At 60.1% G+C, this 21,319-nt stretch carries 13 protein-coding genes; 5 read left to right on the forward strand and 8 right to left on the reverse strand.

Annotation, left to right across the window (positions count from 1 at the left end; translation table 11 throughout):
- Positions 1-38 precede the first annotated feature (38 nt).
- Positions 39-1,058, reverse strand: coding sequence for an extracellular catalytic domain type 2 short-chain-length polyhydroxyalkanoate depolymerase (locus tag IEX75_RS01995; protein WP_188792580.1), 1,020 nt, complete (start codon positions 1,056-1,058; stop codon positions 39-41).
- Between the two features lie 184 nt (positions 1,059-1,242).
- Positions 1,243-3,474, reverse strand: coding sequence for a TonB-dependent receptor (locus tag IEX75_RS02000; protein ID WP_188792581.1), 2,232 nt, complete (start codon positions 3,472-3,474; stop codon positions 1,243-1,245).
- A gap of 389 nt (positions 3,475-3,863) precedes the next feature.
- On the opposite strand from IEX75_RS02000, the gene IEX75_RS02005 reads away from it, so the two are divergent.
- From IEX75_RS02005 to IEX75_RS02020, 4 genes are all read left to right on the forward strand, one after another.
- Positions 3,864-5,261, forward strand: coding sequence for a GntP family permease (locus IEX75_RS02005; RefSeq protein WP_188792582.1), 1,398 nt, complete (start codon positions 3,864-3,866; stop codon positions 5,259-5,261).
- Between the two features lie 93 nt (positions 5,262-5,354).
- A complete protein-coding gene (locus tag IEX75_RS02010) occupies positions 5,355-5,633 on the forward strand; it encodes a hypothetical protein (RefSeq protein WP_188792583.1) in 279 nt (92 codons plus the stop codon).
- A 385-nt stretch (positions 5,634-6,018) separates the two neighbouring features.
- Positions 6,019-7,851, forward strand: coding sequence for a translational GTPase TypA (gene typA / locus IEX75_RS02015; RefSeq protein ID WP_188792584.1), 1,833 nt, complete (start codon positions 6,019-6,021; stop codon positions 7,849-7,851).
- 165 nt (positions 7,852-8,016) lie between these two features.
- A complete protein-coding gene (locus IEX75_RS02020) occupies positions 8,017-9,354 on the forward strand; it encodes a carbohydrate porin (RefSeq protein WP_188792585.1) in 1,338 nt (445 codons plus the stop codon).
- A gap of 100 nt (positions 9,355-9,454) precedes the next feature.
- Here the strand turns inward: IEX75_RS02020 and IEX75_RS02025 are convergent, their stop codons facing one another.
- From IEX75_RS02025 to IEX75_RS02050, 6 genes are all read right to left on the reverse strand, one after another.
- Positions 9,455-11,332 (reverse strand): beta-galactosidase, encoded by a 1,878-nt coding sequence (locus IEX75_RS02025; RefSeq protein WP_188792586.1) that lies wholly within the window; start codon positions 11,330-11,332, stop codon positions 9,455-9,457.
- Between the two features lie 120 nt (positions 11,333-11,452).
- The gene (locus IEX75_RS02030; protein ID WP_229720597.1) at positions 11,453-13,459 is read right to left on the reverse strand and encodes an alpha-galactosidase; all 2,007 of its coding nucleotides are present in this window, start codon (positions 13,457-13,459) and stop codon (positions 11,453-11,455) included.
- A 120-nt stretch (positions 13,460-13,579) separates the two neighbouring features.
- Positions 13,580-16,723, reverse strand: coding sequence for a TonB-dependent receptor domain-containing protein (locus IEX75_RS02035; RefSeq protein ID WP_188792587.1), 3,144 nt, complete (start codon positions 16,721-16,723; stop codon positions 13,580-13,582).
- A 409-nt stretch (positions 16,724-17,132) separates the two neighbouring features.
- Positions 17,133-18,059 (reverse strand): 1-phosphofructokinase family hexose kinase, encoded by a 927-nt coding sequence (locus IEX75_RS02040; RefSeq protein WP_188792588.1) that lies wholly within the window; start codon positions 18,057-18,059, stop codon positions 17,133-17,135.
- Complete coding sequence (locus IEX75_RS02045) at positions 18,056-18,988, reverse strand: carbohydrate kinase family protein (protein ID WP_188792589.1); 933 nt, start codon at positions 18,986-18,988, stop codon at positions 18,056-18,058. The genes IEX75_RS02040 and IEX75_RS02045 overlap by 4 nt, the downstream gene beginning before the upstream one ends.
- Entirely contained in the window at positions 18,985-20,178 is a 1,194-nt protein-coding gene (locus IEX75_RS02050; protein WP_229720598.1) for an SIS domain-containing protein, read from the reverse strand. The genes IEX75_RS02045 and IEX75_RS02050 overlap by 4 nt, the downstream gene beginning before the upstream one ends.
- 56 nt (positions 20,179-20,234) lie before the next feature.
- Here IEX75_RS02050 and IEX75_RS02055 point away from each other — a divergent pair, with 56 nt between their 5' ends.
- Positions 20,235-21,152, forward strand: a complete 918-nt coding sequence (locus tag IEX75_RS02055) for a class I fructose-bisphosphate aldolase (RefSeq protein ID WP_188792590.1) — start codon at positions 20,235-20,237, stop codon at positions 21,150-21,152.
- Positions 21,153-21,319 lie beyond the last annotated feature (167 nt).

Here is a 21,319-nt window from a genome sequence, read left to right on the forward strand (position 1 = left end):
TGCTTGGTTTTGCGCCATGTTGGGGTTTGCACCCCAACCTACGGCAAACCCAGTGCCCTCACGGCATTGACCACCCACCGCGGCTGCACACCCTGCCGCGTGTCGTAGTTGCTGCCCGAATAACCCCACCAGTCCCAGCATGCCTGCGGATTCAACGGCGCGAAACTTGCCCGCGTCTGAGGATACAGGATGACCACGTCGTAGACGTCGGCCCAGCGATTGAAGCCGGCATCCTTCACAAATGCCTGGCCCACTGCATCGGCGTTCTGCTTGCAGCCATGGAATGCCACCAGCAAACCGCAGCGCTTGCCGGCTGCGCAATCCGGCGGCACGTAGAGGTAGCCGGTGGAAGCCAGCAAAGCATCCGCTCCGCCCGGCTTCAGCGCATCCTGATCGAAGCGTTGCAAGTTGCCGCGTGCATCGGCCGCTACCGCATGCGGAGCGGGGCCAAACAGGTGTGTGAAGACCGCGCCTGCGGCATCGAAGCCACAATGGCCCAGGTAAGGCGAAACGGATTTGCTGCAGTCGTCGCCCGTGGCCGCTATCGGCAGGTTATGCGCAAAAGCTCGCTGGCCGTCATCGTCCACCTGCAAGCCGGATAGCCCAGGCTCACTACGCAAGGCTTCGTAAAAATGCGCACCCGCTTCCGCCACCATCGGTGCTACGACGGCATCTTGCGTGCCATGCAGCAGATAGACGCGGCCATGCGCGAGATTCTTCAATGGCCCGTTTTCGCCGCTCGCGGCACGCTGCTTTGCAGTTTTCACCAGCGCTGAAACATCCGGTGCCGGCTGGCCTTTCATGCATGTGCTCAACGCGGTTTGCAGCTTGCCTTCGGCGCAGCCGTAAGGGCCGCCGGCTACCAAGGCGGCGTTCGGAAACAGCTCGGGGTAAGCGATCTGCATCTGGGTGGCCATGTAAGCACCGGACGAAAGTCCGACCACTGCCGTCCGTGACGAGTCGAGTTTCAACTTGGGCAGCGGCTGCACAGCATCATCTGCATGTGCCGTCCCAGCCATCAACATCAAACCCATGCATAACGTGCCAATCAAACGCATGACTTTCATCCTAAAAAGGTAGTTCAAGCCTCACCGTCATTCCGGCGAAAGCCGGAATCCAGTTTCAATAACCTGTGCGTAGCACACTCAACATAAAATCTGTTGTGTCCTTCGGACGCATATTCAAACTGGATTCCGGCTTTCGCCGGAATGACGGTGAGGCGGTAGCGTACATCTCAAAAAATCAGAACGCGTACTTCGCCGACAACGTCACCATCCGCGGCGGCCCATAAAAGCCCGTTACGATGCCCAGCGCCGCAATGTTGTAGCCCGTGGTGCGATACGACTTGTTACCCAGATTCGTGCCCTGCAAACTGATCGACCACGGCTGATCGATCTGCCAGATCAAACCTGCGTTGAGCAACCCGTACGAGCCCTGCTTGATCAGTGGCGACAAGGTCGTCTCCGGCCACACGGACGTCTGGTACTGGTAATTCAGGCGTGCATTCAAGTCGCCATACGCACCCAACGGGAAACTACGCTGCAGGGTGAAGCCGCCCGACCACTTTGGTGCATTGGTGAAAAACTGCGTATTGGCGATGTTGACCCCGCCGCTAAGAAACTCGGTGTACTTGGTGTGCAGATAGGAGAAGTTGCCGCTGAGCGTCCACGCCTGCGAGGGATACCAGGCGAACTCCTCTTCGAAGCCGTCGATATGGCCTCTGCCTGCATTGGTGAAGTCGCCGAAGAAACCCTGCGTGCCGTTCGGCAGCGTGTATGACGTAAACACGGAGAGCTGGATGTTCGAGTAGACGTTGTGGAACACCGCCGAGTTCAGCATCAGCTTGTCATCGAAGAAACTCATCTTGCTACCCAGCTCGAACGACTGCACCTTCTCGTCCTGGATCGGGCGGCAGGATTCGGGGATCGCCGCACAGTTCGCGCGAATGTTGTAGCCGCCCGAGTGGAAACCTTCGCTGTAGCTGCCGTAAAGCTTGATCTGCTGGTTGACGGTGTAATCCAGCGATACCTTGGGCGACACATTGTGCGAAGTATGCGAACCGGTGAAGTCCGCCAGCACGCCAATCGGCACGCTAAAGGTGGCGTCGGAATATTCGTAGTTCTGGATGATTGCCGTCTTCTTCTCGTCCGTCGCGCGCACGCCAACGTCCAGACTCCACGATGGACTGATATCCCAGGTGAAATCGCCATAGGCCGCATAGCTGCGCGTCCCCATGCTGCCACCGGTGCTGCCGTACTCGGAGAAGCCCAGCAGGCTGTACGGCGGTGAGCCGAGGAAAATGTTGTGGATTTCGCCGGCAGCCGAGCCACTGAAGTAATACAGGCCCATCACGCCGTGCACCGCACCGCCGGAGTCGTAGTTCGCCTGGATTTCCTGACTGAATTGATGGTCTTTGTAAATCGCGCCGACGTCAGCCACCGCCACCGGCAAGGTATCGAAATCGATGTTGCTGTCCGTCTTCGACGAGCGATAGGCGCTGATCGATTTCAACGTCCAGTCCGAGCTAACGATCCAGTTCAACGTCAGCGCTGCACCCTTCATCTTGGTCCAGTTGAGCTGCTGCATGCCGCTGCGCGTGTTGTAGTCGCTGGTCAGCGGCTGGTACTGCGGATAGAAAGAATTGGCCTCCAGCATCTTCGCGCCGCGCGGATTGGAATTGTCGTGCATGCCGTCAATTTCCAACTGCGCATTGAAATTCTGCGAAGGGAAGAAACCCAGCGTGCCGCGCGCCGCATTGGTGTTCTTGTTGCCGTTGCGGCTGCCGGTAAGGATGTCGCTGCCGAAACCGTTGTTGTGTTCGCTAGCTACGGCAACACGCCCGCGCCACACACCATCAGCCGAAGCACCACCTAGCGCCGCCTTTACGTCCTTCTCGCCATGCGTACCGGTGGTCACTTCCACCGAACCTTCGGTCTTGGTCGGCAGCGGCTTGGAGACGTATTTGATGGCACCACCGATGGTGTTCTTGCCATACAGCGTGCCCTGCGGACCACGCAGCACTTCGATGCGGTCCACGTCGAACACATCCAGCAGCGTGCCTTGCGGGCGTGCCATGTAGACGTCGTCGAGATAAATGCCGACGGCAGGATCGAAGCCCCAGGTGGGATCGGCCTGGCCCAGGCCACGGATATATGCCGTGAGCGTGGTGTTGGAGCCACGCGCGGCATAGATCTGCAGGTTCGGCACCTTGCCTTGCAGATCACTCAGGTCTTGTACGTTCTGGTTGTAGAGCGATTGCGCCGTGAACGCACTGACCGCAATCGGCACGTCCTGCAGGGTTTCTTCGCGTTTGCGCGCGGTGACGGTGATCTGGTCGAGCTTCTTGGGGCTGCTGCCCTGGCTCGTCTGGGTGGCGCCGGACGTATTGGTGTTGCCCGCGGTTTGCTGCGCGTACAGCGGTGCGGCGCAGGCCAAACTCAAACCAATGGCCAGACTCAAATGGCTACGCTTCATGTCTCCCCTCGCATTGACGTGCATCCACCCACGGATGCCCATGCTGCGCAGCTTAGGCAAGGGGTGGATGGGTGGCACTTGTACCTTCGTACAGTGCCGTTGTGTGCAGGCCTACCGGGATACTCGTCGCACTCCTAATTTCCTGGGAGAGAGGTATCTGCACACTTGAGGCCATGCCTTGCCGTCATTCCGGCGAACGCCGGAATCCAGTCAAACATGCTGTGCGAAGCACACGACATAAAGGTTCTGAGTGCTTCGCACGACGTATTGAAACTGGATTCCGGCCTTCGCCGGAATGACGCTGAGGCATGGCGGGGTTACACCTGCAAGATGCAGATGGCATGGAGTGATGCGTTGCGTCACTGAGTAGATCAAAAAGGAATAACGGAATGGCTTTTCTCATCGTGCTGGCAGCACTGTGCTTTTTGATGCTGGCAGCGTATCGCGGCTACAGCGTGATCCTGTTTGCACCGATCGCCGCACTCGGCGCTGTGCTGCTCACCGATCCGTCGCTGGTCGCACCGATGTTCACCGGCCTGTTCATGGAAAAAATGGTGGGCTTTCTCAAGCTCTACTTTCCCGTGTTCATGCTCGGCGCGGTGTTCGGCAAGGTGATCGAGCTGTCCGGTTTTTCCAAGGCCATCGTCGCCTCCACCATCGGCCTGGTCGGCCGCAGCCGCGCGATGCTTTCCATCGTGCTGGTATGTGCCCTGCTCACCTATGGCGGTGTATCGCTGTTCGTGGTGGTGTTCGCGGTGTATCCGTTTGCGGTGGAGCTGTTTCGCGAATCGAATATTCCCAAGCGCCTGATTCCCGGAACGATCGCGCTGGGTGCCTTCACCTTCACCATGGATTCGCTGCCTGGTACGCCGCAGATCCAGAACATCATTCCCACCGCCTTCTTCGGTACCACAGCGTGGGCAGCGCCATGGCTGGGCAGTTTGGGCGCGTTGTTCATCCTCGTCGTCGGCATGCTTTATCTGGAATCACGCCGCCGCAAAGCCGCGGCGGCCGGCGAAGGTTATGGCGACAACCTGATCAATGAACCCGCACCGTTCGATGGCAGCAAACTGGCGCATCCGTTGATCGCCTTGCTGCCGCTGGTGCTGGTGGGCGTTGCCAATCTGGTCTTCACGCATGTGATCCCGCGCCTCTACGGCCACACGCAATCGTTCGTGCCGGCAGTGATCGGCAATCCGCCGCCCGTGGTGCAAGAAGTCTCGAAGATCGCCGCCATCTGGGCCGTCGAAGGTGCGTTGCTGCTGGGCATCCTGTGCGTCTTGTTGTTTGCCTGGCGTCCCGTCACCAGACACTTCGCCGAAGGCAGCAAAGCGGCTGTGAGCGGTGCGCTGCTGGCATCGATGAACACGGCTTCCGAATACGGCTTCGGCGCCGTGATCGCCGCCCTGCCCGGTTTCCGTGTGGTAGCCGACGCCCTGCGCGCCGTACCCAACCCGCTGGTCAACGAAGCCGTTTCGGTAACCTCGTTGGCCGGCATCACCGGCTCCGCCTCCGGCGGCATGAGCATCGCCCTGGCCGCGATGGCCGATACCTTCGTGCAAAACGCCAAAGCGGCAGGCATTCCGATGGACGTACTGCATCGCGTGGCCGCGATGGCGTCCGGCGGCATGGATACGCTGCCGCACAATGGTGCGGTGATCACCTTGTTGGCCGTCACAGGACTGACACACCGCCAGTCGTATCGCGATGTGTTTGCCGTCACGCTGATCAAGACGGCGGCGGTGTTCGTGGTGATCGGGTGGTTCTATCTCACCGGATGGGTTTGAACACCGCACAACGGCGCGCACGTCCGCCTGCGCGCTTGCCAATGTCATGAACGCCGGGCAAGCTTGCGCGCCTTTCAGCACGCGGAGCCGCCCATGTCCAAGCAAACGAACATCCTGCAAATCCTTCCCGGCAACGGTTGGGTTGCCGTCTACGACGAAAGCGGCGAAGAAAGCGCCGCTCCTCTGGTCTGCTTCGCCCTGGTGGAAACCCTCGACAACGGCAACAAGACCCAGGACGTCCGCCCGATGTGTGCCGACGGCAAGCGCATCGTCTTCGCTGACGACGCCGCCAACTTCGTGCGCGTCGAAGAGCTGGCGGAGTTCGAGGAAGGCGAAGAGGACGAGGAAGAAGAGGAAGACGCCGAGGCCTGATCGGCATCGCCCAACTCCAATATGGAAACAAACGAGTTAGCGGCGCATACGCCGCTAACCGGTCGCACAGGACGCGCACCTGCTCTTCCCGGCCCCCATCGGGTGCTGTGAAGTGTCGGAGGACAAGGCGCCCCGCCAGGGGGCATGGGCACGGATACCCGTGCTCCACGCAAGATTCAAAATGGATTCCGGCCTTCGCCGGAATGACAACAAGGTGATGGCAAACATCACTTCGAGATTGCCCCTCACCCCCACCCCTTTCTCCTGGAAAGGAGAGGGCGTTCAAGGGACGCAAGCAACCTGTCACATAACCCCGTATAATCCACGGGTTAACCCTGACCAAAATCTGCGCGGCGGCCTTACAGCCCGCCCAAGCCCGGCACTCATGTCCATCGAAAATCTGCGCAATATCGCCATCGTCGCCCACGTCGACCACGGCAAAACCACCCTCGTCGACCAGCTGCTGAAGCAGTCGGGCACCCTGTCCGAACGCACGGTGCTGGCCGAACGCGTGATGGACAGCAACGACCAGGAAAAGGAACGCGGCATCACCATCCTGGCCAAGAACACCGCCATCACCTGGCGTGAAAACCGCATCAACATCGTCGACACCCCAGGCCACGCCGATTTCGGCGGCGAGGTGGAGCGCGTGCTGTCGATGGTGGACACCGTGCTAATCCTGGTCGACGCGATGGACGGCCCGATGCCGCAGACCCGCTTCGTGACGCAGAAGGCGTTCGCGATGGGCTTCAAGCCGATCGTGGTGGTCAACAAGATCGACCGTCCCGGCGCCCGTCCGGAGTGGGTGGTCGAGCAGGTGTGGGATCTTTTCGACCGCCTCGGCGCCACGCCGGAGCAGATGGAATTCCCGATCGTCTACGCCTCGGCGCTGAACGGCTACGCCTCGCTCGACCAGGACGCCCGCGAAGGCGACATGACGCCGCTGTACCAGGCCATCATGGACCACGCGCCGAAGCCGGAAGTGGATCCGGAAGGTCCGTTCCAGATGCGCATCAGCCAGTTGGACTACAACAACTTCGTCGGCGTCATCGGCATCGGCCGCATCCAGCGCGGCACGCTGAAGAAGAACATGCCGGTCGCCGTGATCGATCGCGAAGGCAAGAAGCGCCAGGGCAAGGTATTGCAGGTGCTCGGCTTCCTGGGCCTGGAGCGCATCGAGCAGGATTCTGCGGAAGCGGGCGACATCGTCGCCATCTCCGGTATCCAGGAACTCACCATTTCCGACACCGTCTGCGCGCTGGACAAGCCGGAAGCGCTGCCGGCCCTGACCGTCGACGAACCGACGATCAGCATGACCTTCCAGGTGAACAACTCGCCGTTCGCCGGCAACAAGGATCTCTCCGGCGGCAAGTTCCTCACCAGCCGCCAGCTCAAGGATCGTCTGGAGCGCGAGCAGGTGCACAACGTGGCGCTGCGCGTCGAGCAGGGTTCCGATGCTGACAAGTTCCTGGTCTCCGGCCGCGGCGAACTGCATCTGTCGGTGCTGATCGAGAACATGCGCCGTGAAGGCTATGAGCTCGCCGTATCGCGCCCCGAAGTGATCATCAAGGACATCGATGGCCAGAAGATGGAGCCGATCGAGCAGTTGGTGGTCGACGTGGAAGAAAACCACCAGGGCCCGGTGATGGAACGCCTGGGCGTGCGCAAGGGCCAGCTGAAGAACATGGAGCCGGACGGCAAGGGTCGCGTGCGCCTGGAGTACATGATCCCGGCGCGTGGCCTGATTGGTTTCCAGAACCAGTTCAAGACCCTCACCCAGGGTTCGGGCCTGCTGTTCCACGTGTTCGACCATTACGGTCCGAAGGAAGAAGGCCAGATCGCCAAGCGCCTCAACGGCGTGATGATCGCCAACGCCGGCGGCACCACCCCGGCTTACTCGCTCGGCCCGCTGCAGGAACGCGGCAAGCTGTTCGCTGCCGAAGGCGACAATGTGTATGAAGGCCAGCTGGTCGGCATCCACGCCAAGGACAACGACCTTACCGTCAACGCCATCAAGCCCAAGCCGCTGACCAATATGCGCGCCTCGGGCAAGGACGATGCAATCCAGCTGACCCCGGCGACCAAGTTCTCGCTGGAGCAGGCGCTGGATTTCATCGACGATGACGAGCTGGTCGAAGTCACGCCGAAGGAAATCCGTCTGCGCAAGAAGCACCTGACTGAGAACGATCGCAAGAAGGCTTCGCGTGGCGCTGGTTGATTAGCGTTTACGCGCTGACATGAAAGGCCGCCGCCGGGCGGCCTTTTTATTGGCCACACGATATGCCGGCATTCGTAGGTTGGGGTGCAAACCCCAACATCGTCATGTAACCATGCACAGCCATGTTGGGGTTTGCACCCCAACCTACACCTAACATCCGCGCTCATGCCCCTGATAGCAAAACGTCATCAGCTTTTGTCCTGCCTGCTATTCGCAGTACTGCCGCAGTGCTCACACGCCGACGACGCCCCGCTCTTCATCCCCCAATGGCTCGGCGCGCAATACACCTTCGTCGACCAAAATCAATCGCGCGTGCACTCGCCCTACGCTGGCCCACTCAGCCTGAAGCCGGATGGCTCCACCGCACGTTCGCACACCTTCGGCGCCTACTTCGGCATCGCCCTGCCCTGGCACTTCCAGTACTACTGGGACGTGGAGATGTTCAAAGGCGAAGGTGTCAGCAATGCCACGGGCTTGGGCGGGCTTACCAACGGCGACATCATCCGCTCCGGCGTAGCCAGCCTGGGCAAGCGGCCGTATGTCGCGCGCAACTATCTGCGCTGGGTGCTGCCGTTAGGCGATGAAACCAATGAAGTGGAACGCGGCCAGGACCAACTGCCCGGCCACGAAGCGATCAAGCACATCGAAGTAAAAATCGGCCTGATGGCCGCGAACGACGACTTCGACAAAAACCGCTACGCCAACGCCACCCGCACGCAGTTCATGAACTGGTCGCTGTGGAACAACACGACCTGGGATTTTGCATCCGACACACGCGGCTACACCGACGGCGTCATGATCGGCTGGATGATGAAAGGCTGGACCTTGCGCTACGGCATCTATCGCATGCCGGTGGAAGCAAACGGGCAAGCGCTGGTGAAATCACTCAGCGCATCCAGCGGACAACAGCTTGAATTGACACTGCAACCGAAGCCCGACGGTTGGGCACTGCGCTTCCTCGGCTATTACAACAAAGGCAATCTCGGGATTTACCAGCAGGCGATCGAGATTGCGCAGCTCACCGGGCAGGTGCCGGATATCCATGCTGACGATGCACCCGATCGCCACAAGTTCGGCTTCGGCATCAATGGCGAACTGCCGGTGGCAGACAACGGCGACACCGGCTTCTTCATGCGCGCCGGCTGGAACGATGGACATACCGAGTCCTTCATCTTCGCCGAGGTCGATCGTTTGCTCAGCGGCGGCTTTCAGCTGTCCGGTGCACATTGGCAACGCTCGGATGACCGGCTTGGCGTTGGCATCGCGATCGAGGGGCTCTCACGCGATCACGCGCAGTACCTGCAGATGGGCGGTGATGGTTTTCTGCTCGGCGATGGTGGATTGCGTTACGGTCCGGAGCAGATTGCCGAGGTGTATTACAGCATCGCGGTGATCAACCATCTCACCATCAGCCCGGATCTGCAGTTCATTCGCAATCCGGGGTACAACCGCGATCGCGGGCCGGCGAGGTTTGCGGGGTTGCGCGCGCACGTCCAGTTCTGACTGCATGCGTGCGTTGGCGTTGACGTAGGTTGGGTTAGCGCAGCGTAACCCAACAAACCTCACGTCGAAGCATCGTTGGGTTACGCTGCGCTAACCCAACCTACCATTGCAACCGATCACTGCAACGAATGGCCGTCGGCATCACCTTGTGCATGTCGAACACCAGCACTTCATTGCGCCCGCGCCACAACCAGGGCCCCGGACAAAACAATCGCTGTTGCGGCCCAATGTGCCAATAGCGTCCAAGCAAATGGCCGTTGACCCACACGTAGCCTTTATCCCAATCGCTCATGTCGATATAGCAATCGCCAACCTTGTCGAGCGTGAAGACAGATTTGAAGAACATGCCTGGACGCAAGCGCGAAGGCGAATCCGCCCGCATCGGCGGCAAGCCGGCGATATAGGTTTCATCCAGCGGCAGGCTGTGCGCCTGCCAACCATGCAATTCCTCGCCATCGAGGGTGACGGCACCAACGATGCCTTTGAAGTCATACATCGCCTGGCCATAGCCCACGTGGCCGAAGCTGTCGACCAGGACATCCACCACGGTGCCGGCACCGTTGGCCGGTGGCGGGATGTTCACATAGTGCTTTACGCTCAATCCCGGCTTGTCGACACGCGAAACATAGTCCAGATACTTGCCATCACTGAACACCGTGCCGTAATCGCGCAAACCTTCCATGTTCAACATGCCGCCGTTCAACAGCGTCTTGCGGTACACCACCATGCCCTGGTTCTGCGCGAACAGGATCTCATTCGGGTCGGGCTTCTTCACCATCCGTGATGGCAGCGGCAGGTTGTCCCAGATCGATGCGTAAGGTTGCGCGATCAGCTCGGGAAAATGCGCCAGCGGCACCGGCGGCGGCAGCTCAGGCGGAGAGTGCGGCAGATGCGCGGCGATGGTTTTGCGGAAGGCATGGTAATCGCGCGTGGGATCACCGCGCTCATTGATCGGCGCGCCGTAGTCGTAGCTGGTGATCACCGGCTCGAAGTTGGCGTAATCGTTGCGCGCGTTGGCGCCTGCGGTGAAGCCGAAATTGGTGCCGCCGTGCACCACATACATGCTGAAGGAACGGCCTTCCTCCATCAGCTTGCGCAAGGTAGGCAGATACTGGCCGGTCTGGAACGTCGGATCGCCCCAGTGCGTGATCCAGCCAGGATAGCCTTCGCTCATCCACACCGGCGCGTCGCCGGCGATGGTCTGCGCGGCGGCAAAATCCGTATCGCCATCCAGGCCCAGCGCGGCGCCCGGCACATAGGTGCCCTCCTTCTGCAACTGCCCCAAGCCATCGGCAATCGCGAAGGGACCATCCATGCCTTGCGCCTGCCACATCGTGCGCAAGCGCAACAGATAGGGAAGGTCGTGGCCAAACGAGGCGTATTCGTTCTCGAGCTGCACCATCAGGATCGGGCCGCCGTTTTTTGCCATCAGCGGCACGATCTTCGGCCCTACCGCATCCATGTAGCGCTGCACCGCCTGCATGTAGCGTGCATCGTCCTTGGTGCGCACACGAATGGAAGGATCGCGCAACAGATAAGCCGGCAAGCCGCCCAGATCCCACTCGGCACAGACGTAAGGGCCGGGCCGCAGATACACCCACATGCCTTCCGCCTGGCACAGCTTGATAAAGCGCACGAAATCGCGATTCTCGGTGGTGAAGTCGAACACACCGGGTTCGCTTTCGAAGTAATTCCACATCAGGCAGATCGCGATGGTATTGAGGCCCATCGCCTTGGCCATGTGGATGCGGTGCCGCCAGTAATCGTTCGGAATGCGCGCGGGATGCATCTCGCCGCTGCGGATCTGGAAGGGTGCGCCGTCAAGCAGGAATTGCTGGTGGCCGAGTTCGAAGGAGCGCGGTTTGCCGTCGGGCGTGGGTTCGATGGAGGGCTTGCTGCCGACTTCGGCTTGGGCCACCGGAAGGGTTGCCGCCAACGGCGTCAGCAAAGCGAATCGAAGAAAATCGCGTCGTTGCATCAATCCCACAGCCTCCATGAATTGTAGGTTGGGGTGCAAACCCCAACATCGCCATGCCATGCAGATGGCAGCGTTGGGGTTTGCACCCCAACCTACGTCACACAGCCGCCGGAGGTTACCTCAAGGCGTCAGTTCAAGGGTCAATACTTCAAACGGCGCCAGCGTGATCGTGCTCACATGATCGGCATCCAGCTGCCCCGGCACATTGCCACCGCTCTGCCACACGTCACGCACATGGAATCGGCGCACCGCAGTTTTAGGCAATTCCAACTGCCTCTGCAGATCGATCACAACGGCCTGTGGATGCGCGTCCGGATTGCGCAAGGTGATGATCGACTTGCCCGGCGACCACGCTGCCCAGCCGTACACATCGAGCCGCCCAGGATCACCGCCGATCCAATGCGTATCACGCAATACGTCGGCGTTGGCACGCGACCACTTCGCCGCATCCGCCAGCACATCCCAATCTTCTTTGCTCAGCAAGGAAGGCGTGATGTACATCTCCTGTAACTGCGTGCCAGTAGCGAAGTAGGAATGCACTTCATTGGCAAAGTCGTGCCCCGGATCGGTATTCAGCCGCTTGTTCATTTGCGCATAGATGATGCCGTGAAGCATCAGCGAGTTGAGCGGATACAGCGGGCCCTGGATCACGATGTTCTCGTAGGTCTGTTGATCGCGATAGGTGATCCACTGCTCGCGTTCCGTCCCCACGCCTGCGTGCCAATCATCCTCGCCACCACGCCAGATCGAATCGGCATAGCGCAGCCAGAACGGCGAGGCCCAGGTGCCGGTGGTGAGATTGATGAAGGTATCAGGCTTGTCGGCGCGGATGTCCTTGATCAACTCGATCGCCGCCGCGAAATCGCTGTCGAATCGACTCCCGGGAAACACACTGTCCGCATTGCCTGTACCGTCGAACTTGAATTGATTGATGCCATCCTCATTCAGCAGCTTCATCACCACGTCGTGGAAGCGCTGGTAGTACTTCGGTCCGGACAGTGCCAGACCATCATTGACGATCTCGTAACCAGCTGCCTTGCCGTTTTTCACGCGCTCGTCCTTGGGCGTGCTGTAGCCACCCCATGGCGACAGCCACATGCCGGGCGCTGCGCCGTATTGCGCTGCCGCTTCACGCAGCGGAATAAAGCCATGCGGGAAATCCTTGCTGAAATTCCAGCTGCCCGAACGATCATCCCAGCCGTCGTCGAACAGGAAGGAATCGAGCTTTACGCCGCGCTTCACACTCAGCTCCTCGCCGAACGCATGAATGCGATCCAGCGCCTGTGCTTCGGTATAAGGCGTGAAGTAGCCGATGTCGTACCAGGAGTTGTAGTGCAGAAAGGTTCGATACGGATGCGCCCGCTCGCGCTCCACATACGTAGCAAAGTCGCGGCGGAGCTGGCCGTCACGCACCACGCCTACCACGGCGGAATAGGTAATCGACTGCCCTTTCCGCAACGGCAAGCTGCGCGCCATCGACAAGAGCACATGCTTCCCACGCACATCGCTATCGGAAAGCGGATTCTCCAGGCCCATGTAGAGATTGCCAGCCACCACCGGCGAGCCTTTCACCACCCCATCCACTTCGGCGTGATCGATGCTGGACGGCAACAGAGCAACACTGGTGAGCGGCTCATTCTGTTTCAGCGCGGTGATGACCACCACTTCGCGCAGGTAGGGCGAACCTTCACGCTGGAGGAGTTGCCATTGGACGCGGAAACGATGATCCGTATCGCCGAAGACCGCCCTGATGGCCGTGCCCGGCAGACGATCGGCGAGCATGGAAGCTTTTGGGTCGACGGGTAACGCCTGCTGCGATGGCGGTACAAGCAGCTGCATGTCGCCGCCCTTGATGGACTGCTTGTTGGGCAGCATCAAGGCGAACAGATCATCGACCTTCAGCACCTGCCCATTGTCGCGATCGGTGACGGTGATGCCAGAAAGCTTTCCGTCCGCTACATTCCAACGTGCCTCAATGGCCGCATTACCGAAGCTTGCCTGGCCGTTGTTGAGTGCATAGGCGGGTGCGCCAGGGTCGAGGATGGCGGCATCATTGGCGTGTACCAGTCCCAACCATGCGCACAGAACGCTCAAGGCGAGTACTTTTTTATAGTGTTTTTGATTCATGCAAAGCCTCATGTTCACACTGATCTCGTAGGTTGGGGTGCAAACCCCAACACCGTCATCCTGGTCGACATGGCAATGTTGGGGTTTTCACCCCAACCTACGCCCGCTTAATGCGCTGTCTCAAAACTTCTGCTGATAACGCATATACACAAACCGCCCGATGTCATACGACGCGTTGTAATCGTTGTAGCTATCCGTACCGGAGTTGAAACCTCCGCCGTAAATGTACGGCCCCACGTGATTGAAGATATTGTTCACGCCCAGTGAGAACGTACCATTCCATGGCGTCTTCCAGTGCACTTGTGCATCGTTGAAGGTGGCCGAGGCTTCCTGCGTCATCGGTGAAATACCCACGCCTGGTGCGTAATAGTTCGGCAAGGTACACGGGAAGATCGTGGTCGTGCTCGGCGGCGGATAAGTGCAAGGCCCCTTGAGCGGTGAGAAGTAACGCACCGTCCAGTCGACTCCAAAATCGTGCCAGTCCCAGCTCACGGTAAAGGTGCCGCGTACGCGCCATACCGCGCCATCCAGATTGCCCAAGGACGTACCTGCCGTGTACTGCACGGCGGCACCGACGGTGGGCTGCACGTTGTTGGTAGCGATGTACGTGCTTTGCAGCGCCAGCTTGAACTTGCCGACGCTGAACTCGGGCAACGCATAATTCACGCCGAAATCCCAACCACGCTCCTTCAGCCAACCGGCGTTGGTTTCCAGGTTCATCAGGTTGATGATCTGGCCGGCCAGCGGACCCGTACCACCCTCGCGCTGGAACTGCGAGCACGCAGCGCTAATACCGAACTCGTAGCAGTCGGCAAGCACCTGGTTGTTACTGATGCCGGTGATCAGATTGCGGATGTTGTAGCTCCACCAATCGATCGTCGTGTTGAAACCCGGCAACCACGATGGGCTGTACACCACGCCGATATCGCTGTTGTACGCAGTCTCCGGCTTCAGATTCGGATTGCCGCCGTTGTAGCTGTTGGTAATACCTGCTGCATTGGGCCCTTGCACCGGCGTGCCGGTGATATCAGTCTGCCGGAAATTCGCCGCCACACCAGGCAATCCGCCAAAACCCGTGAGGCAGCGCTGCGCCACCACCGGGCTGTAGCCATATTGCGACGGGCCGTATACGGCATCGCAGGGATCGGTGAAGCCGCCTGCCAGGTACAAGCCCTGGTACAGATCATTGATGGTCGGCGCACGGAAGTTGTTGCTGTAGCTGGCGCGCACCATCACGTCATCGATGGGTTTCCAGGCCAGCTTGAACGAATAATTGCGAGTGCCGCCGAAGTTGCTGTAGTACGACCAGCGCCGCGCCGCGTCGATCGACAGGCTCTGCACGCCCGGCAAATCCTTCAGCAGCGGCGCATACACTTCCAGATAGCCTTCATTGAGGCTAAAGCTGCCGCTGTTGGGCTCCACCGAGTAGTCGCTGGAATAGCCGGCGGTAGCGAAAGGATCGGTCGCGTCGTAACCGGATTCGTTGCGATGCTGCACGCCTGCCGCAATCGTCAGGTCGCCGCCGGGCAGTTCGTAGACGTCGCCACTGATGTCGGCCACGAAGGCTTTCTCGTCGTAGCCGGTGTGTTCGTCATTGTTGATCGCAATGTAGTTGAGCATTTGCTGGGTAATCGTGCCCAGCGGATTCAACGGCACACAGCCAGCGATGATATTGCCCGGCGTACCGCAATGAACGATACCATCGCCACCCATGAAGGACGGCCCCAACGCCTGCGTCACATTGATCAGGTTGTATTGGCCGGGACGAATATCGATGTCGCGGATCTTGCTGTCGTAGTAGTAGGCATCCCAATTGAAAAGATGCTCGCCGACGCCGAAATCGCCTTCCAGTCCGGCGCTATAGCGAAAATTCCGCGAGGTGTTGTCGTTGAGATAGAGGTTCTGCGGAAACGCCCGCACGAATTGCACATCCTGCGGCGTCTGGCCCGGCACGTTGTAAGGGTTGTAATAGCTCTGTGCCGAAAGCACGATTGGGAATTGTGGCAGGTTAGGCGGATTGCTGGACTGGCCGCTGTACAAATAGCTCGGGCCACCCGCGCCGCCGTTCCAACTCTGGTTGTAGCCCAGTTCGACGTGCGCCGTGATGTGGGGGGTGATCTTGTAGCGGTCGGCCAAGTACAGGTTCTTGGTCCGGTTAGGGCTGAGAATCGTGCTGAGGTTGTTGTAGTTGTAGATGTACGAACCTGCGTTGGCCAGGCTGGCCACATTGCCATCAGCGCTGTAGCTGCGCGGCTGCAGGAAGGAATAATCGGCCAAATTGGTCGAATTGCCGCCTGGATTCAGCACCAGTGTGTGGTCGTTGGGAATGTTCGGATTGGTCAGCGGCGAATTGGTGATCACGCCACTGTTCGGGGGAGAGTACGTAAGCCCGAAATAAGGGTAATGATCCGTCTGCGGATAGGCCGACCAGGGACGCGCACCGCCCCATACCGAGCCCTGGTATTGATAGGAAACGCTGCCGATCAGCGAGTTGCGCTCGGTGGTCGAGCCGGCGGTGATGCTGTATTGAGCTTGCGTTCCATCCCCGTGCGGGACGTATTCGCCGGCATAAGTATCGACCTGCACACCCTGGAAGTTCTTGATCGTGACGATGTTGATCACACCGGCAATCGCATCCGAGCCATAGATTGCCGAAGCACCGCTGCCGAGCACGTCGATGTGATCGACGATCGAAGCCGGAATCACACTGATGTCGGTATAACCACCGTGTACGGCACCGATGCGCTGGCCATCCACCAATACCAGCGTGCGTTGCGCGCCAAGTCCACGCAAATCGATAAAGGTACCGCCCTGGTTCGGCCCCAGTGACGCGGCGTCACCACGACTAAGATCGGGCGTCGCCGCGGCCGGAAGGTTTTGCAGCAACTGGCCAACCGTAGCAAAACCCTGGCGCTGAATATCCTGCCGCGTAATGGTGATGGTCGGCAGTGCCGTTTCCATATCCACACCACGGATATTGGTGCCGGTGACCGTTACCGCCTTGAGCTCCTTCACCGGCTTTTGTGACGATTCGGCATTCGATGCAGGCGTGGCGCCTTGATTGGCCGACGTAGAACTCTGCGCCGGATTGGTTCCGGACGATGTTGCGGGCGTATTCGTTTGCGCCGAGGCACTTCCCGCCAACACCAAGCCACCTGTGACACAAACCATCTGCATCGCGATCAGCGATTTGCGAATGGATACGGCCAACAACGCCCTGCTCTTGCCATCGACGGCAAGACAACTACGTTTCACAGCAAGCATGATCACCCTCCCAGTTTTTGCCGCCTTGCGCAGATATGCGTTTCTCCCCTCTGCTGCAGGCAGCTTTGGATATCCGTGGAAATGTCCCCTTCCACGTTTTTTGGAAAATTCAGGCGCAGACGTCCCCGTCCGGACGATTAGCCGTCCGGTTGAGCGCTTCACCGTTTGTCATGTCAGGCGCTGTCTCCGTACTTGCGGCAACAACGCTTCGATCACTCCCTCCCCTGCTTGGCAGGGGAGGGAGCGGGTCCCTGCGGATTGAAATTCAACGTCAAGTAGCCGCCGTAGGTTGGGGTGCAAACCCCAACATTGCCGCACCGATCAGGGTGATGCTGTTGGGGTTTGCACCCCAACCTACAGCGGCTTCGTTTTGCAATTCAGTATTCAAAAATTCTTCGTCTTCGCACCGCTAAAGCCGACGTACAACCACATCAGCCACTAGTGCATCCACCTTGCTGCGCTCCGCAAAACCGGTTTCTTCCGATTCCGCATTCGCTACGCCGCAGGCCACCGCCAAACGCAGCGCCTGTTCCAGCGGCAGCTCGCGCTTGATCGCCACCGCCATGCCGGCAAGAAAGCAATCGCCAGAACCCACGGCATTGCGCAGGCGCGCCGAGGCAAGCTGCGCATGCCACACGCCGGTGTCGTCCGCAGCGATGGCGCCCAGTTCGCCCAGCGTCACGACCGGCATCGCAATGCCGCGCTCACGCAGCGCCGTCACTGCCATGTGCGCTGCCTCGATGTTGATGACGGGATGCCCGACCAGCTCGCTGATCTCGTCACGATTCGGCTTCACCAGGTACGGCTTTGCATTCACCGCCTGGCGCAACACTTCGCCGCTGGCGTCGACCAGGCAATGCTTGCCGAGGTCGCGCACGTATTCGACCAAGCCGGCATACAGGTTCTCGGCAAAGCCGCGCGGCAGACTGCCGGAAAGAATCACCAGATCGCTCTTCTGTGCGCTACGGCCGAACTCGCGCAACAGATCGTCCTGCTCGAGCTGAGTGAGTTGCGGTCCCTGCCCCAGCACTTCGGTAATGCTGCCGCCCGTTTCCTGCAATGCCAGACAGTGGCGTAGCTCGCTTTCGATCTCCACGCCACGGAACAACACGCCGCGCGCACTCATCTGGCGAGCGATAAACGCCTGGTACGCGTCATCCACCGGGCCAACCAGACGCACGCGCTCACCGAGCGACGCGATGGTCTGCGCGACATGCACGCCTTTGCCGCCGGGATAGATTCTTTCGTCGCGTACCCGATGCACTTCGCCGGGCGTCAAGGCATCGATCTGGATGAAACGATCGATCGCAGTATTGAAGCCGGCGACGGTGATCATGGTGTTTCCCTCATCAAGGTCTCTGCCTCAATCGCCGTGGCTTGCCGCGTGGTGCCGCCAACGCCACGCGTGGACAGGCCGCCGCACGCACTGCCCCAGCGCATGCAATCGACCCACGGCATGTCGCGCAGCCAGGCATGCAGGAAACCGGCATCGAAGGAATCACCGGCGCCCGTGGTGTCGATGGCATGGATGGGATAAGCGGGCACGTTCAACCATTGCTCACCTTGCAAGCTTGTAGCGCCTTGCCGCCCGCGCTTCACCACGGTGCGCGTGTGTCCGTTCTGTGCGAAGCGCAACGCAGCATGCAGGTCGCTGCAACCGGTGATGGCCAGCAGCTCCTTTTCGTTGGGCAGAAAGATGTCGACTTCGCTCAAGGTCTCGAGCAGATCGTCGCCCCATTGCTGTGCAGGGTCGAAGCCCGGATCGAGTGATGTACTCAACCCGGCCGACTTCGCGCGCGCAAACAGTTCTCGACATCCCGCGCGCAAACCCTTTTGCAGGTAATACGAGGAGATATGCAGATGGCTGGCGGCTTGCAGCCATTCGTCCACGATTTCATCGGCACGCAGTTCCGACATCGCGCCAGGAAAGGTCACCAGCGCGCGGTCCTGCGGCGTGGACAACGATGCCGTCACACCCGTGCGCAACGCAGGATCGGGACTCAGCGACGACACATCGATGCCTGCATCGCGCAAGGCCTGCATGCAGAACAGGCCGGACGCATCGGTTCCCAGCAAGCCGTGAAACATCACCCGGTTGCCCAGGCGCGCCAGGCCCATCGCACAAATCATCGACGAGCTGCCCGGCGTCATCACGAAATCATCGGCCAGCACTTCGCAGCCTGGCGCGGGAAAGGCATGGCAGCCCTTGAACACGAAATCGACATTGATTTCGCCGATCACCAGGATGCGCGCGGGCGATGTCATGGCGTCGCTCCATGCAACGCGAAATCCTCAACGACGCGCGTCAACACGCCTTCGGAAGGTGTATCCGGCTTGCCGCCCAATTGCAGGCAGCGGAAGAACGCCAGCAATTGCCCTGCCACCACGCCTGCCAGCAAGGGCGGCACATCCGGGTTCGATGCGCTTGCCGAAGTCGTGATCGCAACATCGCCCATGGAGAGCACATCCGCCGGAATCTCATCGCCCACGATGAGCTTGGCCATGCCAAGTTGCTTGCGCGACAACTCACGCAGCAGGTCGCATTCGTAGCGGCGCACGGCGGGATCGGCCGACAGCACGGCCACCACCATCGTGTGCGGATGGACGAAGGACATCGGCCCATGGCGCAGGCCAAGAAAGGTTTCCGCCATCGTGACGACCTTGCCGCCGGTCATCTCCAGCATCTTCAAGGCGCCTTCGCGCGCAGCACCGAAAGCGGCACCGCTGCCCAGATAGACGGCCGAATGCATATCGCGCCGGGCCAGTGCGGCAATGGCATCGGCATGCGTATCGAAAATGCCTTGCGCATTCGCCGCCGCTTTCTCGATGGCTTCGGCAGTCATGGCGTCACGCAGCAAACCCAGACCGCCCAGCAGCAGATTGGTAAAGCTGCTGGTCATCACCAGGCTGCGGTCGTTGGTGCGCTCATCCAGCACGAGCGCACTCACGCGTGGCTCATCACGATACTGCGTGGCCAGCTTGCCCTCGGCATTGCAGGTGATCACCAGATGCCGCCATGCCGGCGCCTCGGCCAGCACGGTGTTCACCACGGCGGCGCTTTCCGGGCTATCGCCCGAACGCGCCAGCGAAATCAGCAAGCCAGGCCCCGGCGGCAGTACGCTGCGCCAATGCGTGAGCAAGGTGCCTGCGGCGATCGCCTGCACCGGCAACCCCAAACTCGCCTGCAGCAGCGGCGCCAGGCACTCGCCAATGTAGATGGAGCTGCCCGAGCCGGTCAGCACGATATGCGCAGGGCGTGGATCGAGGGCTCTGGTCAACAAGGATTGCGCTGCCGAGGCGTGAGTCAGCTGGAAAGTGCCCTCCCACGTGGCAGGTTGCTGCAGGATCTCGCGCAGGGTGTCGGCGTAGCCGGCGGCGCGCTGTACCTCGGCGGGTCTTTCCAGCAAGGCTGCCAGCATGTCGTTTTCTTTCGTTTTCTTATGAAGACTTGACATTTTGTCCAATTCGCCCGAATGTGAAACCATTCGATGACGCCTCCAGAGTATTCGAAATGAAAGATCAGTTACAAGAGCTTTCGAAAGCTTCCGAAAAATTTTCCAAGCTTGCACTTTCCCATGGCAAGCGCACCCGTCTATGGCGCCTGATGTACGGCCATGGCCCACGCAACGGCAGCCTCCTGGTACTGCCGCTGGACCAGGGCCTGGAACACGGCCCCACCGATTTCTTTCCCAACCCGCCGGCCATCGACCCGGACTACCAGTTCCGCCTTGCCGTGGAGGGTAATTTCTCCGCCATCGCCCTGGGTGTTGGCCTGGCGGAAAAGTACATGGGTGAGTGGTGCGGGCGGATTCCGCTGATTCTCAAGCTCAACGGCAAAACCAACATTCCCAGCGACGCCGAAGCCACCTCCCCCCTGTTCGCCTCGGTCGAAGACGCGGTGCGCCTGGGTGCGGACGCGGTCGGCTACACCATGTATGTCGGCTCGCCGCGCCAGCACGACGAATTCCGCCAGTTCGAAAAAGTGCGCCAGGATTGCGAGCGCTTCGGCATGCCGCTGGTGCTGTGGTCGTACCCGCGCGGTGCCGCGATCGATGCCAAGGGCGGCAAGGGCAGTCTGTACGCGCAGGATTACGCCGCGCGTGTGGCGCTGGAACTGGGTGCAGACATCGTGAAGCTGCATGAGCCCGATGACAGTACCGCCAACGCACCCAAGCCGTACAACGCGCTGCAGGAAGATGCCGCAGCACGTACGCAGCGCGTCGTGCGTTCGGCCGGACGCACCATGGTGTTGTTCTCCGGCGGCGAGAAGAACGACGACGACACGGCGGTGCTGCGCAAGGTGGAGTTCTACATGGCATCCGGCGCCACCGGCGTGATGTTCGGCCGCAACATGTGGCTGCGCCCGCTCGACCAGGCGATTGCGCTGGTGCGGCAGGTGCATCAGATCATGGTGAAGCATCCGCGCTGAGTGTTGAAGCGTAGGTTGGGGTGCAAACCCCAACATCGCCATGCTGACTATCACGCCATGTTGGGGTTTGCACCCCAACCTACGCACTCATAATCTTTCATATGTCGTGTGCTTCGCACGCCGTGTTTGTACTGGATTCCGGCCTTCGCCGGAATGACGGCATGTAG

Origin of the sequence: Dyella nitratireducens (genome assembly GCF_014642835.1) — a bacterium.
Classification (GTDB): Bacteria; Pseudomonadota; Gammaproteobacteria; order Xanthomonadales; family Rhodanobacteraceae; genus Dyella_B; species Dyella_B nitratireducens.

What these genes read in the sequence shown, in the direction of transcription:
- IEX75_RS02010 (WP_188792583.1), top strand. Translation starts at nt 5,355, where the DNA reads ATGTCCAAGCAAACGAACATCCTGCAAATCCTTCCCGGCAACGGTTGG.
- IEX75_RS02030 (WP_229720597.1), bottom strand. Translation starts at nt 13,459, where the DNA reads ATGAATCAAAAACACTATAAAAAAGTACTCGCCTTGAGCGTTCTGTGC.
- IEX75_RS01995 (WP_188792580.1), bottom strand. Translation starts at nt 1,058, where the DNA reads ATGCGTTTGATTGGCACGTTATGCATGGGTTTGATGTTGATGGCTGGG.
- IEX75_RS02000 (WP_188792581.1), bottom strand. Translation starts at nt 3,474, where the DNA reads ATGAAGCGTAGCCATTTGAGTCTGGCCATTGGTTTGAGTTTGGCCTGC.
- IEX75_RS02045 (WP_188792589.1), bottom strand. Translation starts at nt 18,988, where the DNA reads ATGACATCGCCCGCGCGCATCCTGGTGATCGGCGAAATCAATGTCGAT.
- IEX75_RS02040 (WP_188792588.1), bottom strand. Translation starts at nt 18,059, where the DNA reads ATGATCACCGTCGCCGGCTTCAATACTGCGATCGATCGTTTCATCCAG.
- IEX75_RS02020 (WP_188792585.1), top strand. Translation starts at nt 8,017, where the DNA reads ATGCCCCTGATAGCAAAACGTCATCAGCTTTTGTCCTGCCTGCTATTC.
- IEX75_RS02035 (WP_188792587.1), bottom strand. Translation starts at nt 16,723, where the DNA reads ATGCTTGCTGTGAAACGTAGTTGTCTTGCCGTCGATGGCAAGAGCAGG.
- IEX75_RS02005 (WP_188792582.1), top strand. Translation starts at nt 3,864, where the DNA reads ATGGCTTTTCTCATCGTGCTGGCAGCACTGTGCTTTTTGATGCTGGCA.
- IEX75_RS02025 (WP_188792586.1), bottom strand. Translation starts at nt 11,332, where the DNA reads ATGCAACGACGCGATTTTCTTCGATTCGCTTTGCTGACGCCGTTGGCG.
- typA (WP_188792584.1), top strand. Translation starts at nt 6,019, where the DNA reads ATGTCCATCGAAAATCTGCGCAATATCGCCATCGTCGCCCACGTCGAC.
- IEX75_RS02055 (WP_188792590.1), top strand. Translation starts at nt 20,235, where the DNA reads ATGAAAGATCAGTTACAAGAGCTTTCGAAAGCTTCCGAAAAATTTTCC.
- IEX75_RS02050 (WP_229720598.1), bottom strand. Translation starts at nt 20,178, where the DNA reads ATGTCAAGTCTTCATAAGAAAACGAAAGAAAACGACATGCTGGCAGCC.